Annotated in this window: 16 protein-coding genes; 4 read left to right on the forward strand and 12 right to left on the reverse strand. The window is 74.0% G+C overall.

Going from position 1 to position 18,492, the window contains the following annotated elements; all coding sequences use genetic code 11:
- Positions 1 to 13: 13 nt before the first annotated feature.
- The 12 genes from FGD68_RS05960 to FGD68_RS06015 form a co-directional block, all read right to left on the reverse strand.
- A complete protein-coding gene (locus FGD68_RS05960; RefSeq protein ID WP_237609901.1) occupies positions 14 to 382 on the reverse strand; it encodes a hypothetical protein in 369 nt (122 codons plus the stop codon).
- An 86-nt stretch (positions 383 to 468) separates the two neighbouring features.
- Entirely contained in the window at positions 469 to 1,194 is a 726-nt protein-coding gene (locus FGD68_RS05965; RefSeq protein ID WP_237609902.1) for a GntR family transcriptional regulator, read from the reverse strand.
- A 15-nt stretch (positions 1,195 to 1,209) separates the two neighbouring features.
- Positions 1,210 to 2,016: a triose-phosphate isomerase family protein gene (locus FGD68_RS05970; protein ID WP_390611166.1), complete on the reverse strand. Its 807-nt coding sequence runs from the start codon at positions 2,014 to 2,016 to the stop codon at positions 1,210 to 1,212.
- 4 nt (positions 2,017 to 2,020) lie between these two features.
- Positions 2,021 to 2,482, reverse strand: a complete 462-nt coding sequence (locus FGD68_RS05975) for a ribose-5-phosphate isomerase (RefSeq protein WP_104236861.1) — start codon at positions 2,480 to 2,482, stop codon at positions 2,021 to 2,023.
- Between the two features lie 40 nt (positions 2,483 to 2,522).
- The gene (locus FGD68_RS05980) at positions 2,523 to 4,259 is read right to left on the reverse strand and encodes a dihydroxyacetone kinase family protein (protein ID WP_237609903.1); all 1,737 of its coding nucleotides are present in this window, start codon (positions 4,257 to 4,259) and stop codon (positions 2,523 to 2,525) included.
- 81 nt (positions 4,260 to 4,340) lie between these two features.
- Complete coding sequence (locus FGD68_RS05985) at positions 4,341 to 4,934, reverse strand: GNAT family N-acetyltransferase (protein WP_119372815.1); 594 nt, start codon at positions 4,932 to 4,934, stop codon at positions 4,341 to 4,343.
- 55 nt (positions 4,935 to 4,989) lie between these two features.
- Complete coding sequence (locus FGD68_RS05990) at positions 4,990 to 5,751, reverse strand: GntR family transcriptional regulator (RefSeq protein ID WP_104236863.1); 762 nt, start codon at positions 5,749 to 5,751, stop codon at positions 4,990 to 4,992.
- Between the two features lie 53 nt (positions 5,752 to 5,804).
- Entirely contained in the window at positions 5,805 to 6,734 is a 930-nt protein-coding gene (locus tag FGD68_RS05995) for an ATP-binding cassette domain-containing protein (protein ID WP_119372816.1), read from the reverse strand.
- Complete coding sequence (locus tag FGD68_RS06000; protein ID WP_119372817.1) at positions 6,731 to 7,774, reverse strand: ABC transporter permease; 1,044 nt, start codon at positions 7,772 to 7,774, stop codon at positions 6,731 to 6,733. Before FGD68_RS06000 ends, FGD68_RS05995 begins: the two co-directional genes overlap by 4 nt.
- Before the next feature lie 110 nt (positions 7,775 to 7,884).
- Positions 7,885 to 8,862 carry a sugar ABC transporter substrate-binding protein gene (locus tag FGD68_RS06005; protein WP_119372818.1) on the reverse strand — a complete coding sequence of 326 codons (978 nt, stop codon included), beginning with the start codon at positions 8,860 to 8,862 and terminating at the stop codon, positions 7,885 to 7,887.
- Between the two features lie 262 nt (positions 8,863 to 9,124).
- The gene (iolG, locus tag FGD68_RS06010; RefSeq protein ID WP_119372819.1) at positions 9,125 to 10,132 is read right to left on the reverse strand and encodes an inositol 2-dehydrogenase; all 1,008 of its coding nucleotides are present in this window, start codon (positions 10,130 to 10,132) and stop codon (positions 9,125 to 9,127) included.
- Between the two features lie 59 nt (positions 10,133 to 10,191).
- Positions 10,192 to 11,109, reverse strand: a complete 918-nt coding sequence (locus FGD68_RS06015) for a sugar phosphate isomerase/epimerase family protein (RefSeq protein WP_119372820.1) — start codon at positions 11,107 to 11,109, stop codon at positions 10,192 to 10,194.
- A gap of 306 nt (positions 11,110 to 11,415) precedes the next feature.
- On the opposite strand from FGD68_RS06015, the gene FGD68_RS06020 reads away from it, so the two are divergent.
- The 4 genes from FGD68_RS06020 to FGD68_RS06035 all read left to right on the forward strand — a co-directional run bounded on the left by FGD68_RS06020 (position 11,416) and on the right by FGD68_RS06035 (position 18,447).
- Positions 11,416 to 13,557: an ExeM/NucH family extracellular endonuclease gene (locus tag FGD68_RS06020; protein ID WP_119372821.1), complete on the forward strand. Its 2,142-nt coding sequence runs from the start codon at positions 11,416 to 11,418 to the stop codon at positions 13,555 to 13,557.
- Positions 13,558 to 13,642: 85 nt separating this feature from the next.
- The gene (gene trxA / locus FGD68_RS06025) at positions 13,643 to 14,044 is read left to right on the forward strand and encodes a thioredoxin (protein WP_012037481.1); all 402 of its coding nucleotides are present in this window, start codon (positions 13,643 to 13,645) and stop codon (positions 14,042 to 14,044) included.
- A 111-nt stretch (positions 14,045 to 14,155) separates the two neighbouring features.
- Complete coding sequence (gene recQ, locus FGD68_RS06030; protein ID WP_119372734.1) at positions 14,156 to 16,039, forward strand: DNA helicase RecQ; 1,884 nt, start codon at positions 14,156 to 14,158, stop codon at positions 16,037 to 16,039.
- A 401-nt stretch (positions 16,040 to 16,440) separates the two neighbouring features.
- On the forward strand, positions 16,441 to 18,447 hold the full coding sequence (locus tag FGD68_RS06035; protein ID WP_119372735.1) for a glycoside hydrolase family 127 protein: 2,007 nt from the start codon (positions 16,441 to 16,443) through the stop codon (positions 18,445 to 18,447).
- Positions 18,448 to 18,492 lie beyond the last annotated feature (45 nt).

Genomic DNA, 18,492 nt, shown 5'->3' on the forward strand with positions numbered 1-18,492 from the left:
GCCACCCGGGGGACTACCAGCCGCGGGTCTCCTCCTCGGCCGGCGCGCGCGGATCCGCCGCGCTCGACGGCAGCACGAGCAGCGCGGATGCGGCGGCGAGCGCGCCGAAGCCGGCGATCGCGGGCAGGATCCGCCAGCCGACCACCTGCAGCGCGGTCCCGAGGACGGCGGCGACGCCCGCGGCACCGGCGGCTGCCATCGCGCCGCGCCGACGCGGACGGGGCGAGCCGCGGCGCACCGCCTGCCCGGGGACGCCGAACGCGATCGCCGCGACCGCGCTCGAGGCGATGACGCCCACGGGGGCCGCGAGGGCGGAGACGGACGACGTGGTCGCCCCGCTGATGCCCGCCACGTCGAGCGCCGCGAGGTGGACCAAGACCACGGCGCAGGCGGATCCGCCGACCACGACGAGCGCGACGGTGGTGAGGACGCTACCCCCGCGTCGAGCGGTCGTCGGAGGCGCGCCGCCTATCCTTCCGTCGCGTCCGGGTCCGCGTCGCGCCGGGACCGCTCGCGCACGCGCTCGATGTGCGCGCGCATCGCGGCAGCCGCGGCCTCCGGACCCTCGGCGACCGCGTCGATGATCGCGCGGTGCTCGTGCACGGCGTCGTCCGCGTCGTGCACGCCCGTGCGGAGGTTCTGCCGCATGCGGTGGACGCGCGTGGAGATCGCCTCGGACATGTCGAGGAGGAACGCGTTGCCCGTCGCCTCGAAGATGCGGTGGTGGAAGTCCCAGTCCACGACGAAGTACTCGCGGATGAGACCGACCGGCATCTCGGCGCCGTGCGCCGCCGCGCGGATCCGCCGGGTCGTCTCCTCGTGCGCGGCGAGGGCCTCCTCGAGCGCGGGCACGAGGCGCGCCGGATCCGCGGCCGCGAGAGCCGTCGCCCCGCCCTCGAGCACGAGGCGCGCGTCGAACAGCGCCTCCAGCTGCTCGCCGGCGATGGGCGGCGCGACCCGGTAGCCCTTGTGCGCCTCGCGCGCGACGAGCCCGGTGCGCTCCAGCTGCACGAGCGCCTCGCGCACGGGCGTGGGGGAGACGTGGAGGTCGCGGGCGATCTGGTCGATGGCGAGGCGGGAGCCGGGCTCCATCGCGGATCCCATGAGCATGTCGAGCACGAGGTCGTAGACGCGGTCGCGGAGCCCCTGCCGCGCGGGCATGGAGGTCGCGTCGAGTGGGAGGCCGGAGGTCACCAGGACAGTCTGCCGTCACCGGGAGGCGTCGGGCGCCGGCCGGGCCGCGCGCGCGTGCACCTCGTCGAGGATGGACGCGACCGCCCGCGGGTCGTGCGCGAACCGGCCGAGGAACAGGCCGTCGACGTCGTCGCCGATGCGGGTGAGGAGGCCGGGCCCGGCGCTGCCGCCGTAGATGACCGCGGATCCGGGATGCGCGTCGAGCGCCCGCACGTGCGCCCGCAGCTCGCGGCAGACCCCGCCGATGTGCGCGTCGGAGGCGGGCTCCGCCGCGCCGATCGCCCACTGCGGCTCGTAGGCGACGACGACCCGGCCGCCGTTCCCGCCAGCCGCCGCCAGGGCGAGCGCATCGTCGAGCTGCCGGGTGCACTCCCGGGCGGCGTCGGCCGGATCCTGCCGCACCTCCTCGCCGAGGCAGAGGATCGGCACGAGCCCCGCCCGCAGCGCGGCGTCGGCCTTCCGCCGCACGACCTCGTCCGTCTCGCCGAAGAGCCGCCGCCGTTCCGCGTGGCCGACCTCGACGAAGGCGCCACCGAGCTCCCGGAGCTGCCCGCCGGACACCTCGCCCGTGAACGCGCCCGCGTCCTCGGTCGCGAGGTCCTGCGCGCCCACGGCCGCGAGCCCGTCGAGGATCCCGACCGCGGCCGGCACCGAGAGGTAGGACGGCAGCACGACGACCTCCGCCTCGCCGCCCGTCGTCGCCGGATGGGCGCGCGCGATCGCTGCCACGGCCGCGCACCACGCGACCGTCTCCGCGTGCCCGAGGTACATCTTCAGGCTCACGCCGATCACGACCGGCGACACGGCCGGCTGCGCGGGCACGGCCCTACTTCGCCTCGTACGCGCGGATCTCATCCACCTTGTCGTTCGAGGGGCTCGACGTGTCGAACTCGTACGCCAGCCACTCGCGCACGTTGCGCCGCGCGAGCTCGACGCCGACGACCCGCTGGCCCATGCACAGCACCTGCGCGTCGTTGGAGAGCACGCTCCGCTCCACCGAGAAGCCGTCGTGCGCGGTGACGGCGCGGACGCCGGCCACCTTGTTCGCCGCGATGGCCATGCCGAGGCCCGTGCCGCAGATCAGCACGGCGCGGTCGGCCTCGCCGCGCGCGACCATCTCGGCCGCCGTCGTCGCGACGGTCGGGTAGTTGGTGTGGCCGTCGGCGTCGACGCCCACGTCCACCACCGAGGCGACGAGGCCGCTCGCCTCGAGGTCGGCCTTGATCGCCTCCTTGTGGTCGTATCCCGCGTCGTCCGCGCCGACGACGATGCGCCAGGTCCTGGTCATCCGGTCCTCCTCATGGTGCTGCTGCTGCTGTCGATGGATCTCATCGGTCGGCGAGCGTGCGCCCGACGGCCGCGGTGATGAGCGCGAGCGAGATCGCGCCCGGGTCGGCGGTGCCGACGGAGCGGTCGCCATGGGAGCGGGCGCGTCCGATGCCGGGCTTCATCGCGGCGGTCGCGTCAGCGGCCTCCTGCGCGGCGTCGCTCGCGGCGGCCCACGCGTCGGCGAGCGATGCGCCCGATCCGACCCGCTCGGCGAGCACGTCGGCGAACGGCACGAGCGCGTCGACCATCGTCTTGTCGCCGAGCGACGCCTTGCCGTGGCCCATGACGGCGTCGCGGGCGGCGCCCACGCCCGCGGCGACGGACGCGGCGGTGACGGGATCCGCGTCCTCGTCGGCGAGCGCGTCGCCGACGGCCTGGAGGACGAGCCCCCACAGCGCGCCCGAGGTGCCGCCGCCCTTGTCCGACCACGCGTCGCCCGCGAGCCGGAGCGCGGTGCGCGCGCCGGCGCCCTGCGCGACCGCCGCGGTCGCGCGCTCGGAGGCGGCGCGGGATCCGCGCAGCATGCCGATGCCGTGGTCGCCGTCGCCCGCGACCGCGTCGAGGCGGCCCAGCTCGTCGGCGTGCTCGGCGACGACCGCGCGCGCGGCGTCGAGCGCGGCGGCGATGCGCCCGGCCGCCGCCTGCGACGCCTCGGTGGCGTCCGGGATCGCGGCGTCGACCTCGTCGTCCTCGCGCGCGTCGACCTGCTGCAGCGCGGATCCGTCGAACGCGCCGCTGCGGAACGCCGGCGTGTCCGCGGGCGCGGTCCACAGCCGCTCGAGCTCGTCGTCGAGCCAGAACAGCGTGAGGGAGGCGCCCGCCATGTCGAAGCTGGTGCAGAACTCGCCGACCTGCGGATCCACGAGCGTGACGCCCGCCTCCTCGAGCAGGTCCGCGACGCGCGTGAACACGACGAACAGCTCCTCGGTCTTCACCGACCCGAGGCCGTTGAGCACGGGCACGACGCGGGCGCCGCGCACCTCCACCCCCTCCGGGACCTCCGCCTCGGCGAGCAGGTGCGTCACGAACAGCTCGGCCAGCCCGTCGGCGGACGGGACGTCGGTCTCGTCGATGCCGGGCTCGCCGTGGATCCCGAGCCCGATCGCCATGCGGCCCTCCGGCACCGAGAACAGCGGCTCGTCCGCGCCCGGCAGCGTGCAGCCGGTGAAGGCGACGCCCATGGAGCGGGTGCGCGCGTTGGCGAGCCGGGCGACGCGCTCGGTGTCGTCGAGGTCGTAGCCCGCGGCGGATGCGGCGCCCGCCGCCTTGAACACGGTGAGGTCGCCCGCGATCCCGCGGCGCTTGGCCTGCTCGTCGGGCGATGCGCTGAAGATGTCGTCGGTCACGACGACGGTGCGGCAATCGATGCCGTCGCCCCGCACGCGCTCCTGCGCGTCGTCGAAGTGCAGCACGTCGCCGGCGTAGTTGCCGTAGAGGAGGAGCGCGCCTCGGCCCTGCTCGCTCGAGCGGATCACCGACTCGACCTGGTGCGCGGAGGGAGACGCGAAGAGATTGCCCATCGCGGCGCCGTGCGCGAGGCCCGGGCCGACGAGCCCGCCGAACGCGGGGTAGTGGCCGGAGCCTCCGCCGATGACGACCGCCACCTCGGGCTCGGCCGCGCGGGTGGAGCGGGAGACCCCGCCGTGCACGCGCCGGACCCACCGGCCGTTGGCGCGGACGAAGCCGTCGGTCATGTCGTCCGCGAAGTCAGCGGGGTCGTTCCAGAGCCGGGTCATCCGTGTGTCCTCCTCATCGAGCACGTGAGGAGATCCTATAGGATATTGGATCCCGTGGGGCGGGTCGCGGGGACCCGCAGCTCAGCCGCGCGCCGCCCACTCCTCGGCGAGCAGCGCGTAGCCGACCCCGTCGATCCAGCCGAGGTCCCGGTGCAGCGAGTCGGCGACCGCGTACGACTCCCGCCGCATGCCCACGCGCTCGGCCAGCCGGAGCGACGGCGCGTTGTCGGCGAAGGCGTTCGCGACGACTCGGCGGACGCCGAGCCCCTCGAACGCGATCCGCAGCGCCTCCCGCACCGCCTCGGTCGCGAGGCCGCGTCCGCCGACGGCCGGATCCAGGGTCCAGCCGAGCTCCGCCTGCGTGCCGGCGGCGAGGTGCGCGACCTCGCGCTGCGCCCACGCGTCCTCGACCCGCACCATCACGTCGCCGACGACCCGGCCTTCGAGCTCGAGCACGAGCTGGTCGCGGAGCATGGCCCCGCTCCCCGCGATCCACGCGGCCTCGTCGACGGGCCTGGACGTGACCCAGCGGGTGACCTCGTCGCGCCGCCGGTACGCCCACATGGCAGCCGCGTCGGCCGGGGCCATGCGGCGGAGGAGGAGCCGCTCGGTGCGCACCGGCCACGCGATGCGGTCGAGCGGGGCGGCGGCGGTCGCCTCGTCGTCGGGGGTCATCTGCCCATCGTGCCAGCGCCCGCACGCGACGACGGCCGCGCGGTCGGCCCCGCGCCTACCGGTCGACGAGCGTGATCTCGAACGAGTACAGGTCGGGCCGGTAGCAGTGCTGCCCGTGCTCCACGGCGCGACCCGAGCTGTCGAACGCCGTGCGGGACATCGTGAGCACGGCGCCGCCGCGCGGCAGGTCGAGGAGGCGGGCCTCGGAGGCGGTGCCGGCGCGGGCGCCGATGCGCTGCTTGGCGACCCGCATGATCACGCCGCGGCCGCGCAGCAGCTGGTAGAGCCCGTGGGTGGCGAGCTCCTCCGGGTCCAGGTCCACGAACGGCTCCGGCAACACGTTGTCGAGGATCGCGAGCGGCACGCCGTCGGCCGACCGCAGCCGGGTGAGGTGCAGCACGGGGCTGCCGACCTCGACGCCGAGCGCCTCGGCGGTCTTGTCGTCGGCCTCGCCGCGTGACGACGAGAGCATCCGGGTGGCCGGCGCCTGGCCCTGCCGCTCGAGGTCCTCGTAGAGGCTCGTGAGCTCGACGTTGCGGGTGACCCGTCCGTGCACGACCTGCGTGCCGATGCCGCGGCGGCGCACGAGCAGGCCCTTGTCGACGAGGTCCTGGATCGCCCGGCGGATGGTCGGGCGCGAGAGCCCGAGCCTGTTGCCGAGCGCGATCTCGTTCTCGAGCCGGGCGCCCGCGGGCAGCGTCCCGTCGTGGATCGCCGTCTCCAGCAGGTTCGCGACCTGGTAGTAGAGGGGCACCGGGCCCGAGCGGTCGAGCGCGAGGAACAGGTCGGGCGGCAGGATCTGCTCCGGTTGGCTCACGTCGATCGCTCCCTCGTAGGTCAGGTCAACGCCTCATCCTGGCATGCGGTGGTTCAGCGGCCGGACGCCGGCTCGGCTCCCTCCGCGCCCGGGTCCTGGCCCGGATCGCGCGCGAGCTCGTGCGCCAGCGAGTCCAGCTCCGCGCCGCCGGCCATGAGGCTCGTCAGCTCGCCCAGCGTGATCTCGTCCTTCTCGAACGTGCCGAGGCTGGATCCGCGGTTCAGCAGGAGGAACCGGTCGCCCACCGGGAACGCGTGGTGCGGGTTGTGCGTGATGAAGACCACGCCGAGCCCGCGGTCGCGCGAGCGCGCGATGTACCGCAGCACGACGCCGGACTGCTTGACGCCGAGCGCTGCGGTCGGCTCGTCGAGGATCAGCACGCGCGCGCCGAAGTGCACGGCCCGGGCGATGGCGACGCACTGGCGCTCGCCGCCGGAGAGCGTGCCGATGGGCTGGTCGACGTCGCGCAGGTCGATGCCCATCTGCGCGAGCTGCTCGTGCGTGACGGCCTTCATGGCGGCCACGTCGAGGCGGCGGAACGGCCCCGTGCCCTTCGTGATCTCGGAGCCGAGGAAGAAGTTCCGCCACACCGGCATGAGCGGCACGACCGCGAGGTCCTGGTAGACGGTCGCGATGCCGGCCTGGAGCGCGGCGCGCGGGGAGCCGAGCGTCACGGGCTCGCCGTCGAGCAGCATCGTGCCCTCGCTCGGCGCGTGCACGCCCGCGAGCATCTTGATGAAGGTCGACTTGCCTGCGCCGTTGTCGCCGAGCACGCACGTGACCTCGCCGGCGGCGACCACGGTCGAGACGCCCGTGAGCGCGTTGACGGCGCCGTAGCTCTTGCCGATGTCGCGGACCTCGAGGATGGTCGTGCCGGCGGGCGGCAGCGGGGGAGTGGGGCGTCCGCCGGCCTCCTCGGCGGCGCCGGGGACGGCGCGCGCGAGGGGCTCGGAGGCGGCGCTCGGGCTCGTCTCGGTCGTCATCGTCCGCCTCCCGCCCGAGTCCGCACCAGGTTGTTGAGGAGCACCGCCGCGAGGAGCATCCCGCCGAGGATCGTGCGCAGCCAGTTCGTGTCCCACTGGGCGAACGTGATGCCCTGGAAGACCATGCCGTAGATCAGCGCGCCGAGCGCCGCGCCGATGGCGGAGCCGAAGCCGCCCGTGAGCAGGCACCCGCCGACGACCGCGCAGATGATGTAGATGAACTCCTGGCCGACGCCTGTGTTCGCCTGCACCGTGGAGGTGCGGAACAGGGAGATCATGCCGACCAGCCAGGCCGCGCCCGCCGTGCCCATGAAGAGCCCGACCTTGGTCCTGAAGACCGGGACGCCCACCTGGCGGGCGGAGTCCTTGGCGCCGCCGACCGCGAAGATCCAGTTGCCGGCGCGGGTGCGCAGCAGGATCCAGGTGGCGACCGCCGCGACCAGGAACCACCACAGCACCGAGACGTAGAAGTTGCCGCCGCCGATCGCGAGCGACGAGCCGAAGATCGGCTGGATGGCGTCGTAAGAGGGCACCTTCGTCATGCCCTGGATGGCGACCTGGCCGGTGATCAGCTTCGTGACCGCGAGGTCGACGCCCGCGAGCGCGAAGAACGTGCCGAGCGTGACGATGAAGCTCGGCAGGCCCGTCTTCATCACGAGGAAGCCGTTGAGCGCGCCGACCGCGAGGGCGGCGGCGAGGGAGACGAGCACCGCGACCCAGATGCTGAGCCCGTAGTGCGACGTGAGGATGCCGACCACGAGGGCCGAGAAGCCCGTCATCACGCCGGCGGAGAGGTCGAACTCGCCGCCGATCATGAGCATCGCGACGGCGACCGCCATGATCCCGAAGGTCGAGGCCGACTCGAGCCACACGCCCGCGCCGGCGAGGGTGAGGAACTGCGGCGTGTAGAGGGAGAAGAACACCAGCACGGCGAGGGCGGCCACGAGGGCGCCGATCTCCGGCCGGGCGAGGATCTTGCGGATCGGCCTGTTCTCGAGGCGCGGCCTCGTGGCGATCGTCACGATGTCCGTCGTGGTCAACGCGTGCTCCTTCGGTGGGCGTCGGGCGGTGCGATGGGGTGCGGTGCGGTGCGGATGGGGAAGCGGGGAGGCGCCGGGCCGGGCGCTTCGGGCGCGCCCGGCCCGACCGCCTAGCGGGTGCCGTTCTTCGCGAACTCGGCGACCTGCGCCGCGTTGTCCTTCGTCACGAACGCGGGTCCGGAGTAGACGGGCTGGCCGCCGCCGATGACGTTCCCGTTGGTGGCGTAGAGGTCGAGCGCGGTGATCCCGAGGAAGCCCTGCACGTAGGGCTGCTGGTCGACCGCGAACAGGATCTTGTCGGACTCGACCGCGCTGACGACGTCCTCCGAGAGGTCGAACGTGCCGATCCTCGCCGAGCTCCCCGACTCCTCGACCGCGCCGACCGCGTCGAGCGCGTACTGGCCGCCGAGCGTGAGCACGCCGTCGATGGACGGATCCGCCTGCAGCTTCGACTTGATGGTCGCCTTCACGTCGGCGTCGTTCGTGCCGTCCACCTGCAGGTTCGCCATCTGGCCGGAGAAGGCGCCCGCCGCGGAGGAGCAGCGCTCCTCGAGGCCGACGTTGCCGGCCTCCTGGATCACGCAGAGCGCGTTCGTGAGGCCCGCCTCGCCGAGGCGCTTGCCGACGGCCTCGCCCGCGACCGTCTCGCTCTGACCGATGTGGGTCAGAGCGCCGAACTCGGCCGAGCGCTCGATCCCGGAGTTGATGGTGACGACGGGGATGCCCGCGGCCACGGCCTTCTCGACGCTGTCCTTCACGCCGTCGGGATTCGCCATCGAGACGACGATGCCGTCCACCTTCTGCGCGACCGCGTTGTCGATGAGCTGGGACTGCTTGGCGGGATCCGGGTCCGCGTTGTAGGTGACGGTGGCACCGTACTGGCCGCCGGCCTTCTCGGCGCCCGACTTCACGCGGTCCCAGAACGCGTCGCCCGGGCCGGAGTGCGTGACCACCGCGAACGTGAGGTCGCCGCCGCCGCCGTTCGCACCCGCGGTGGGAGCGGCTTCCTGGCCGGTGCCCGCGCACGAGGTGAGGAGGAACGCGGCGGCGACCGCGAGGCCGAGGGGGGCGAGGGATCTGCTCTTCATCGAATGCTCCTTGTCGGGCGGACGCCCGCGCGGGGGTCCTGGACGTCGTCGTCGGGGCGATCTTCGTCCCGCCCGACGTGGTTTGTCAACACATGCTGACAAGACGGATCCATGTCGTGACCCGCCGTCGTCCTGCCGGCGGAGCCGAACGATCCGACCCTCAAGTGTGCCGCCTGCTCCGGTCTCCCGCGCGCGAGAAGACGCCCGACCGCGGCGGGCGCGGTCTGGCGGGTGGGCGCGGGGGCGCGTGCGTGCGCAGGGCTCAGAGCGAGACGGGCACCGCCACGCGCTCCACGGCCGAGCGCTGCGCCGCGTCCGCGAGCACGAGCGCCGCGCGGCCGTCCTGGAAGGTCGGGCTGTCGGAGGCCTCGCCGCGGGCCAGGCGGATGAAGGCGCGCAGCTCCGCGACGTACGCGGCGGCGTAGCGCTCCAGGAAGAAGTCCTGGTACGGCGGCTTGCCCTCGACGCTCGTGGCGGTCGAGACGCTGACGAGGCTCGTGAGGGCGTTCGAGACCTGCAGGGATCCGCGCGAGCCGAACGCCTCGATCCGCTGGTCGTAGCCGACGGCGCTGTGCCGGGAGTTGGTGATGACCACGAGCGCGCCCGTGGAGGCCCGGAGCGTCACGACCGCGGTGTCGAAGTCGCCGTGCTCGCGGGCGCCGGGGTCGAACGTGGTGGACCCGGTCGCCTGCACCTCGACGATGTCGGGCAGGAACGCGCGCGCCATGTCGAGGTCGTGGATGGTCATGTCGCGGAAGATCCCGCCCGAGACCGCCACGTACGCGGCGGGCGGCGCGGCCGGGTCGCGGCTGATGATCGACAGCTGCTCGAGCGCGCCGATCTCGCCCGAGGCCACGCGGGCCCGCGCCTCCGCGAACGCCGGGTCGAAGCGGCGGTTGAAGCCGAGCGCCACGGGCACGCCGGACGACAGCACGCGGGGGAGGAGCGCATCCACCCGCGCGATGTCGAGGTCGATGGGCTTCTCGCAGAGCACGGGCAGGCCGGCGTCGATCGCGGCGGCGATGAGGTCGACGTGCGTGGGCGTGGGCGAGGCGATGAGGACCGCGTCGATCCCGCCCGACGCCATCATCTCGGCCGCGTCCTCGGTGACGCGGCCGCCGAGGCGGGCGGAGAGGGTGCGGGCGCCGTCGACGAAGGGGTCGCAGATCCAGGCCAGCTCGGCGTCGGGATCCGCGGCGATGTTCGCGGCGTGGACCTGGCCGATGCGGCCGGTGCCGATCAGGCCGAAGCGCAGGGGGGTCGTGGTCATGTCGTGGGTCCTCGTGTGTCGTGGTGGTGGTGCCGGTGCGCGGCGGGTCGCATGCCGGGTCAGGCCCAGGTGCGGAGGGCCTCGCGGTTGACGCGTTGGTCATCCGTGCGCTCGGCGCGGAAGCGGCGGATGTCGGCGTCGGGCGCGTTGAGCACGTCCTGCTCCACGACCACCCAGCCGTCGTAGCCCTGCGCCTCGATCGCGGTCATCACGCTCGCGAGGTCGACGTCGCCGCGGCCGAACGCCGCGAACGCCCCGGAGGACCAGACCTCGCGCATGCCGCCGCCGGCCGCGAGCACCCGGCGGAGCTCGGCGCCGTCGACGTCCTTGAGGTGCAGGTGGGTGATCCGGGCGCCCCAGCGGGAGATCGCCGCGAGCGGGTCGCCGCCCGCGATCACGAGGTGGCCGGTGTCGAGCGTGAGCCCCACGTCGACCTGGTCGAGGAAGCGGTCGATCTCCGCGGGCGATTCCACGAACGTGCCTGCGTGGTGGTGGAAGGTCGGCTCGAAGCCCGCGGCGCGCGTGATCTCCGCGGCGCGCTCGGTGTTGCGGACGAGGCGCGACCACGCGGCGTCGTCGAGCGGGTCGGCCTCGGCGCCGCGGCCGGGGGCGGCGGCGCGGGTCGCGGATCCGGCGTCGGCGAGCGTCGGCAGCGGCAGGCGCGCGGGCCCGGCCTCGGTCGCCTCCTGGAAGACGCGCAGCGACGCCTGGAGCTCCGGCAGGGAGGCCGCGAACGCGTCGTCGTCGGAGAGGGGGAGCTGGATCCAGCCGCCCGCGAGCTCGAGGCCCGCGCCCGCGAGCCGGTCGCGCAGCTCGCGGCCGCGGCCGAGGTAGCCGACGGGCCCGAGGTCGATCCCCGCGTATCCCGTCTCGGCCAGCGCCTCGACCATGTCATCGGGGGTCACGACCTCGGCGCCCTCGGGCGTCAGCTCGAACACGCCGAAGCTCACGGGCGCGCCGGCGACGGTGGCCCTCACGCGACGGACCCCGCCGGCCGGCGCGGACGGGCCGTCGCGGCGGCGCGGGATGCGGGGGTGGTGCGGGTCTGGATCATGCGGCGTCGCACTGCTCCTCGGGCCGTCGAGCGGATGTTTGTCCTGACGATAGTACGTGGCGGCGGTCCCGCGCCATCGTGGTCGACCCCTCCTCCCGGCGCGCCGCGACGATCGCGTGACGAGCCGGTGACCATCCGGTGGCGGCCCTCCGCCCGCGGCCACGCCCGGCCTACGCTCGACGGGTGATCCCCCACGTGGGGGAACCGCGACGCCGAGGGGGACGACGCCATGACCGAGACCGAGACCGACACCGCACCCGCATCCCGGGAGCGCCGATCCGGCCCGGCCCGCCGCGCCGCCCGCCCGCTCGCCGTCGCGACCGCCCTGGCGCTCGGCCTCTCCGCGCTCGTCGCGTCGCCCGCCGAGGCCGCGACCGTCGCCATCGCCGACGTGCAGGGCACCGGCAGCGCGACCCCGTTCGCCGGCCGCGTCGTCACGGTCGAGGGCGTCGTCACCGCCGACTACCGCGGGGCGAGCGGGTATGCGGGCATCGTGATCCAGACCGCGGGCTCGGGCGGCACGACCGACCGGACGCCGAGCGCCTCCGACGGGATCTTCGTCTACCTCGCGAGCGCCGACCCGGCCGTCGCGATCGGCGACCTCGTCCGCGTGACGGGCACCGCATCCGAGCGCCAGGGCCAGACCCAGCTCGCCGCGACGGCGACCGACCTCGTGCAGGCCGGCGTCGGCGTGCCCGCCGCCACGCCGCTTCCCGACACGCTCCGCGGCGCCGACCGCGAATCGCTCGAGAGCATGCTCGTGACGCCGACGGGCGACTACCGCGTCGGATCCGCGCACCAGCTCGACACCTTCGGCACGCTCTGGCTGAGCGCCGGCGCCGACCTGCCCGTCAAGGCCACCGACGTCGTGCGGCCGGGTGCCGAGGCCGACCGGATCGCCGCCGACAACCGCGCGCGCCGGCTCCTGCTCGACGACGGCTACAACATCCAGCTCACGAACGCGGCCTATCCCGCGGGCGCGACGCAGCCCTACTACTCGGCCGACCGCGTGGTCCGCAACGGCGACGTCCCGGTCTTCCCGGCCACGCCGTACGTGCTCGCCTTCGGCTTCGACGACTGGCGCCTCCAGCCCACGACGCCGCTCACGTCGCTCGACTCGGCCGGCCGCGTGCCGACCTTCACGAGCGGCAACCCGCGTCCCGCGTCGTCGCCCGAGGTGGGGGGCGACGTCCGCATCGCCGGGTTCAACGTCCTCAACTACTTCACGACGCTCGGCGAGCGCGGCGCCGCCACCGCGGAGGAGTTCCAGAAGCAGCGCGCCAAGATCGTCACGGCCATCACCGGCCTCGACGCGCAGGTCGTGACGCTGATGGAGATCGAGAACTCGACGCGCTTCGGCGAGCCGGCGGACACCGCGACCGCCGACCTCGTGCGCGGGCTGAACGACGCCGCGGGGAAGCCCGTGTGGGACTACGTGCGCACGCCCGCCGCGCTGCAGTCGACGCCCACCGACGAGATCCAGAACGCGATCATCTACCGCACGGACGCGGTGACGCCCGTGGGCCAGGCGGCCACGCAGATCGACGAGACGGTCTGGGGCAACGCGCGCGAGCCGATCGCGCAGTCCTTCCGCGGCGGCGACCGGACCTTCACGGTCGTCGCGAACCACCTCAAGTCGAAGTCCGGATCCGGCACGCAGCCCGCCGACGGCCAGGGCTTCTTCAACGCCGACAGGGTCGCGCAGGCGAAGGCCGTGGCGCGCTTCGCGGGCGAGCTGGAGGCGTCGAGCGGATCCGACCTCGTCTACCTCCTCGGCGACTTCAACGCCTACTCGGAGGAGGACCCGATCCAGGTCCTCCGCGACGCCGGCTTCGTCGACCTCGTGGCCGCGAAGGCGCCCGGCGAGCGCACGTACTCGTTCGACGGCGAGGTCGGATCCCTCGACCACGTGCTCGCCACCCGAGCGGGCGCAGCTGCGGTCACGGGCGTCGGGGTCTGGGACGTCAACGCGCCGGAGTGGGCGGCGCGCGAGTACGGCGGGGCCGCGACGGACGGATCCAGCGCCTTCCGCTCGAGCGACCACGACCCCGTGGAGGTCGGCCTCGACACGATGCGCGACGCGTCGACCCTCACCGGGTACGCCGACCGCCTGCTCGTCCGCAGCGGTCAGGCCGTGAAGTACTCCGTGAAGCTCGCGGCCGGCGCGACGGCACCGACCGGCCGCGTGCAGATCCTCGACCGGGGCCGCGCGATCGCCACCGTCGACGTCACGGCGGCCGACGCGGGCCGCGCGACCGTCGCGCTGCCGAAGCTCTCCCGCGGGATCCACCTGATCACCGCGAGCTACGCGGGCGACGACCAGGCCACGGGGTCTAGCACCGTCTGGCCGTCGATCGTCCTCGTCTGGTAGCCGCCCACCGCACGCGGAATGCGCGGGCCGTGCGCCCGGTTGCACCCCGAGACCGCACGAACCGAGCACGAGAAGAGGACGCACCATGGCCACCACCGAGCTGACCGCCGAGAACTTCGAGAGCATCGTCGACTCCAACGGCATCGTCGTCGTCGACTTCTGGGCCGACTGGTGCGGCCCCTGCAAGCAGTTCGCACCCGTGTTCGACAAGTCGAGCGAGAAGCACGCCGACATCGTCCACGGCAAGGTCGACACCGAGGCGCAGCAGTTCCTCGCGCAGCAGGCGAACATCTCCGCCATCCCGACGCTGATGATCTTCAAGGACCAGACGCTCATATTCAGCCAGGCGGGCGCGCTGCCCGCCCCGGCGCTCGAGTCGCTCATCGAGGAGGTGCGCGCCGTCGACGTCGCCGCCCTCAAGGAGCAGGCCGCCGCCGAGGCCGCGCAGGCCACGCCGGGCGCGAGCGCCGACCCGACCGCGATCTGACCGGCGCCTGATCCGCGCCGGCGGCCCCTCCCCATCCGGGAGGGGCCGTCCGCGTCCCCACGACCCGCACCGCCGCCGTCCGCCGAGCACGCCCCGGATACGATTGCCCCGATGACCTCCACCCCTCCCGCACCCGCCGGATCCGCCGCGTCCGGCACCGCCCTGGCCCCCGCCCTCGAGCGCCTCGGCACGGTCTTCGGGTACGACGCCTTCCGCGGCGACCAGCAGGAGATCGTGGAGCACGTCATCGGCGGCGGCGACGCGCTGGTGCTCATGCCCACGGGTGGCGGCAAGTCGCTCTGCTACCAGATCCCGAGCCTCGTGCGCGAGGGCACGGGCGTCGTCATCTCGCCGCTCATCGCGCTCATGCAGGACCAGGTCGACGCCCTGCGCGCCGTCGGCGTCCGGGCCGCGTTCCTCAACTCCACGCAGGACCTCGAGACCAGCCGCGAGGTGGAGCGCGCCCTGCTCGACGGCGACCTCGACCTGCTCTACCTCGCGCCCGAGCGCCTCATCCTCGACCGGATGGGCCGGCTCCTCGACGAGGCGCGCATCGCGCTGTTCGCCATCGACGAGGCGCACTGCGTCTCCCAGTGGGGCCACGACTTCCGCAAGGACTACCTCGCGCTGTCGATGCTGCAGGAGCGCTGGCCGGAGGTGCCGCGCATCGCCCTCACCGCGACGGCCAACGAGGCCACGCACGCCGACATCACGGCGCGCCTCGGCCTGCAGGACGCGCGCCACTTCGTCTCCTCATTCGACCGGCCGAACATCCGCTACCGCATCGTGCCCAAGGCCGAGCCGCGCAAGCAGCTTGTCGACCTCATCAAGAACGAGCACGCGGGCGACGCCGGCATCGTCTACTGCCTGAGCCGCAAGACCGTCGAGCAGACGGCCGAGGCGCTGAACAAGCAGGGCATCACCGCGCTGCCGTACCACGCGGGCCTCGACGCCGCCGTCCGCCAGCGCAACCAGGCGCGCTTCCTCCGCGAGGACGGCATCGTGATGTGCGCCACCATCGCGTTCGGCATGGGCATCGACAAGCCCGACGTGCGCTTCGTCGCCCACATCGACCTGCCGAAGTCCATCGAGGGCTACTACCAGGAGACGGGCCGCGCGGGCCGCGACGGCCTGCCCTCCACCGCATGGCTCGCGTACGGCCTGCAGGACGTCGTGCAGCAGCGCCGCATGATCGACCAGTCCGAGGGCGACGCGCAGCACCGACGTCGGCTCTCGCAGCACCTCGACGCGATGCTCGCGCTGTGCGAGACCGTCGGCTGCCGCCGCGTGCAGCTCCTCCGCTACTTCGGCGAGGAGACCGGTCCCTGCGGCAACTGCGACACGTGCCTCGAGCCCGTCGAGACGTGGGATGCCACGGTGCCGTCGCAGAAGCTGCTGTCCACGATCGTCCGGCTGCAGCGCGAACGGAACCAGCGCTTCGGCGCGGCGCACCTCATCGACATCCTGCTCGGCAACGAGACCGACCGCGTCCGCCAGCAGGGCCACGACCAGCTGGCCACGTTCGGCATCGGCGGCGAGCTCACCGACGTGCAGTGGCGCGGCGTCGTCCGCCAGCTCCTCGCCCAGGGCCTCCTCGGCGTGAGCGACGACGGCTACGGCACCCTCGTCATCACCGCGGGCAGCGGCGACGTGCTCAGCGGTTCCCGGCAGGTGCCCATGCGCCAGGAGCCCGAGCGCATCGTGCGCGGACGCGGCACCCGCACCACCCGGGCGAAGGGCGGCCAGGTGGTCGACCTCCCCGAGGAGGCGCAGGGCCTGTTCGAGGCGCTCCGGGCCTGGCGCTCGGAGCAGGCGAAGGAGCAGGGTGTGCCCGCCTACGTCGTGTTCGCCGACGTCACCCTGCGCGAGGTCGCGACCGTGCGGCCGCAGGATCTGGGGCAGCTCGCCGGCATCACGGGCGTCGGGCAGAAGAAGCTCGACACGTACGGCGAGGGGCTGCTCGCGGTCGTCGCCGGATCCGCAGCGGCCGGATAGAGCGCCCTCCGAGCAGGGCGTCCGCGACCCGGGACGCCGTCCGGCCGGAGCGGCGGCGGGGGAGAGGGACCCGGTCCCGAGCCTCGAGGGCTGCGGGACCGAGCCGCGCACACGGCCGACTTTTACCCGAAGACCGGCCCGGCGCTGGCGGGACAGCTCACCCGAAGAGCTGTCGCCGTTGCCCACGATCGTACTGGTCCGGCCGCGCGCCCTCCGCGGGCTGTGGGGAGCGGCCGGGGCGTGGTAGCGGATGCGCCCGACGACGGCCGCGCCATCGGGGCCGCATGTAAACAGCGTGTAACGGGAGGCCGCAAACGCTTCATCGGGATTGCCAACACCGCATGGCGTATTTGTAATATGTCACCTACCACCGGCTGCCCGAGGCCGGACGAGGGAGCGCCATGGCAGTGACCGGAGCAGATGCGGATGCTATCCGCGCGGGCGCACGCCGCGCCGCCGTCCTCCCCAGCACCGGATCCCGGCGCCCGCTGGGCACTGACGCCGTCACCCTCGAGGGCGGCCTGCTCGCCGCATGGCAGGAGCGCAACCGGGCCCGCACCATCCCCCACGCCATCGCCTCCATGGCCGCGGCCGGCAACCTCGACGACCTCCGCGCGGCGGTCGACGGGCCGGGCGAGCGGCCCGTCCCGCGGTACCCGTTCCTCGACACCGACGTCTACAAGACCCTCGAGGGCGTCGCCTACGAGGTCGGCCGGGGCACCGCGACAGCGGAGATGCGGGCCTTCGTGGACGAGGCGACGGACGTGCTCGAGCGGGTGCAGGCGGCGGACGGCTACATCGGCTCCTTCGTGCAGCGGCCCGGATCCGACCGCGAGCCCTGGTCCGACCTCGCGTGGGGCCACGAGCTCTACAACCTCGGCCACCTGATCCAGGCCGCGGTCGCCGACTCCCGCCAGGGCGGCGACGGGCGCCTCCTCGCCGTGGCCCGCCGCTTCGCCGACGCCGCTGTCCGCGAGTTCGGCCCGGGCGCTCGCGCCGAGGTCTGTGGCCATCCCGAGGTCGAGATGGCGCTCGTCGAGCTGCACCGCGAGACGGGGGAGCGCTCCTACCTCGACCTCGCCTCCGCGTTCGTCGACCGGCGCGGGCACGGCACGGTGGCGACGCGGATCTTCCCGGCCGAGTACTTCCAGGACGCGCACCTCTTCCGCGAGATGCCCGCCGTCACGGGCCACGCCGTCCGCATGGCGTACCTCGCCGCGGGCGCCACGGACGTGGCGACGGAGACGGGCGACGCGGATCTGCTCGCCGCATCCGTCCGCCTGTTCGACGACGCCGTGCGCACCCGCCTCTACGTGACGGGCGGGCTCGGCAGCCGCCACTCGGACGAGGCCATCGGCGACGCGTACGAGCTGCCGAGCGAGCGCTCCTACAGCGAGACCTGCGCGGCCATCGCCGTGATGCAGTGGGCCTGGCGCCTCTTCCTCGCGACCGGCGAGCCCCGCTTCCTCGACACGCACGAGACCGTGCTCTTCAACGCCTACGCCGTGGGGCTCTCCGCCGACGGCACGGGCTTCTTCTACGACAACCCGCTCCAGCGCCGGCCCGACCACCACGCGCAGTCCGGCGCCGAGACCGAGGGCGAGCTGATGCGCCGCCCGTGGTTCACCTGCCCGTGCTGCCCGCCGAACATCGTCCGCTGGATGAGCGAGCTGCAGGACCACGTCGCCGTCCAGGACGGCGACGACCTCGTGATTGCCCACCCGGCTGCCTGCGTGATCCGCACCGACGCGATCGACGTGCGCGTGACGACCGACTACCCGTGGGACGGCGCCGTGCGCGTGGAGGTGCTGCGCGCATCCGGCGCGGAGAGCGGCATCGTCATCCGCCGCCCCGGCTGGTGCCGCTCCGCGACCGCGGTCATCCACGGGGTCGACGGATCCACCGCCGAGGTGGACGCGGCGGCCGGCGACCGCTGGATCCGCGCCACCCGCGCCTGGGTCGCCGGCGACGCGCTCGTGGTCGACCTGGACATGCCGGTGCGCGCCCTCGGATCCCACCCGCACCTCGACGCCACCCGCGGGACCCTCGCGGTGGCGCGCGGACCGATCGTGTTCGCCATCGAGCAGGAGGACGCCGGCGCACCCGTCGACGACCTGCTCCTCGACCCGCGCGAACTGGCGCAGGCACGGACCGTGCCGCTCCCGCTCGCCGCGCCGTGGGGCCCGACGTCGGTCGCCGCCGATCCCGCGTCGGGCGTCGCGCTCGCCGTGCGGCTCCGCCGCGCGCTGCCCGCTCCGGACGAGCTCTACCCCGAGGTCGTCCCCGGCACCACCGCACCCGCCGCGTCGGCCGACCCCGTCGACGCCGTGCTCGTGCCGTACGCCCTCTGGGGCAACCGGTCGCCCGCCGCCATGCGGGTCTGGATCCGCGCCGCCGACACCGGCTGACGCTCCCGCCCGCGCGCTGCTCCCGGGATCCACCCGATCCGGGGC

Origin of the sequence: Clavibacter californiensis, from assembly GCF_021952865.1 — a bacterium.
Taxonomy (GTDB): domain Bacteria; phylum Actinomycetota; class Actinomycetes; order Actinomycetales; family Microbacteriaceae; genus Clavibacter; species Clavibacter californiensis.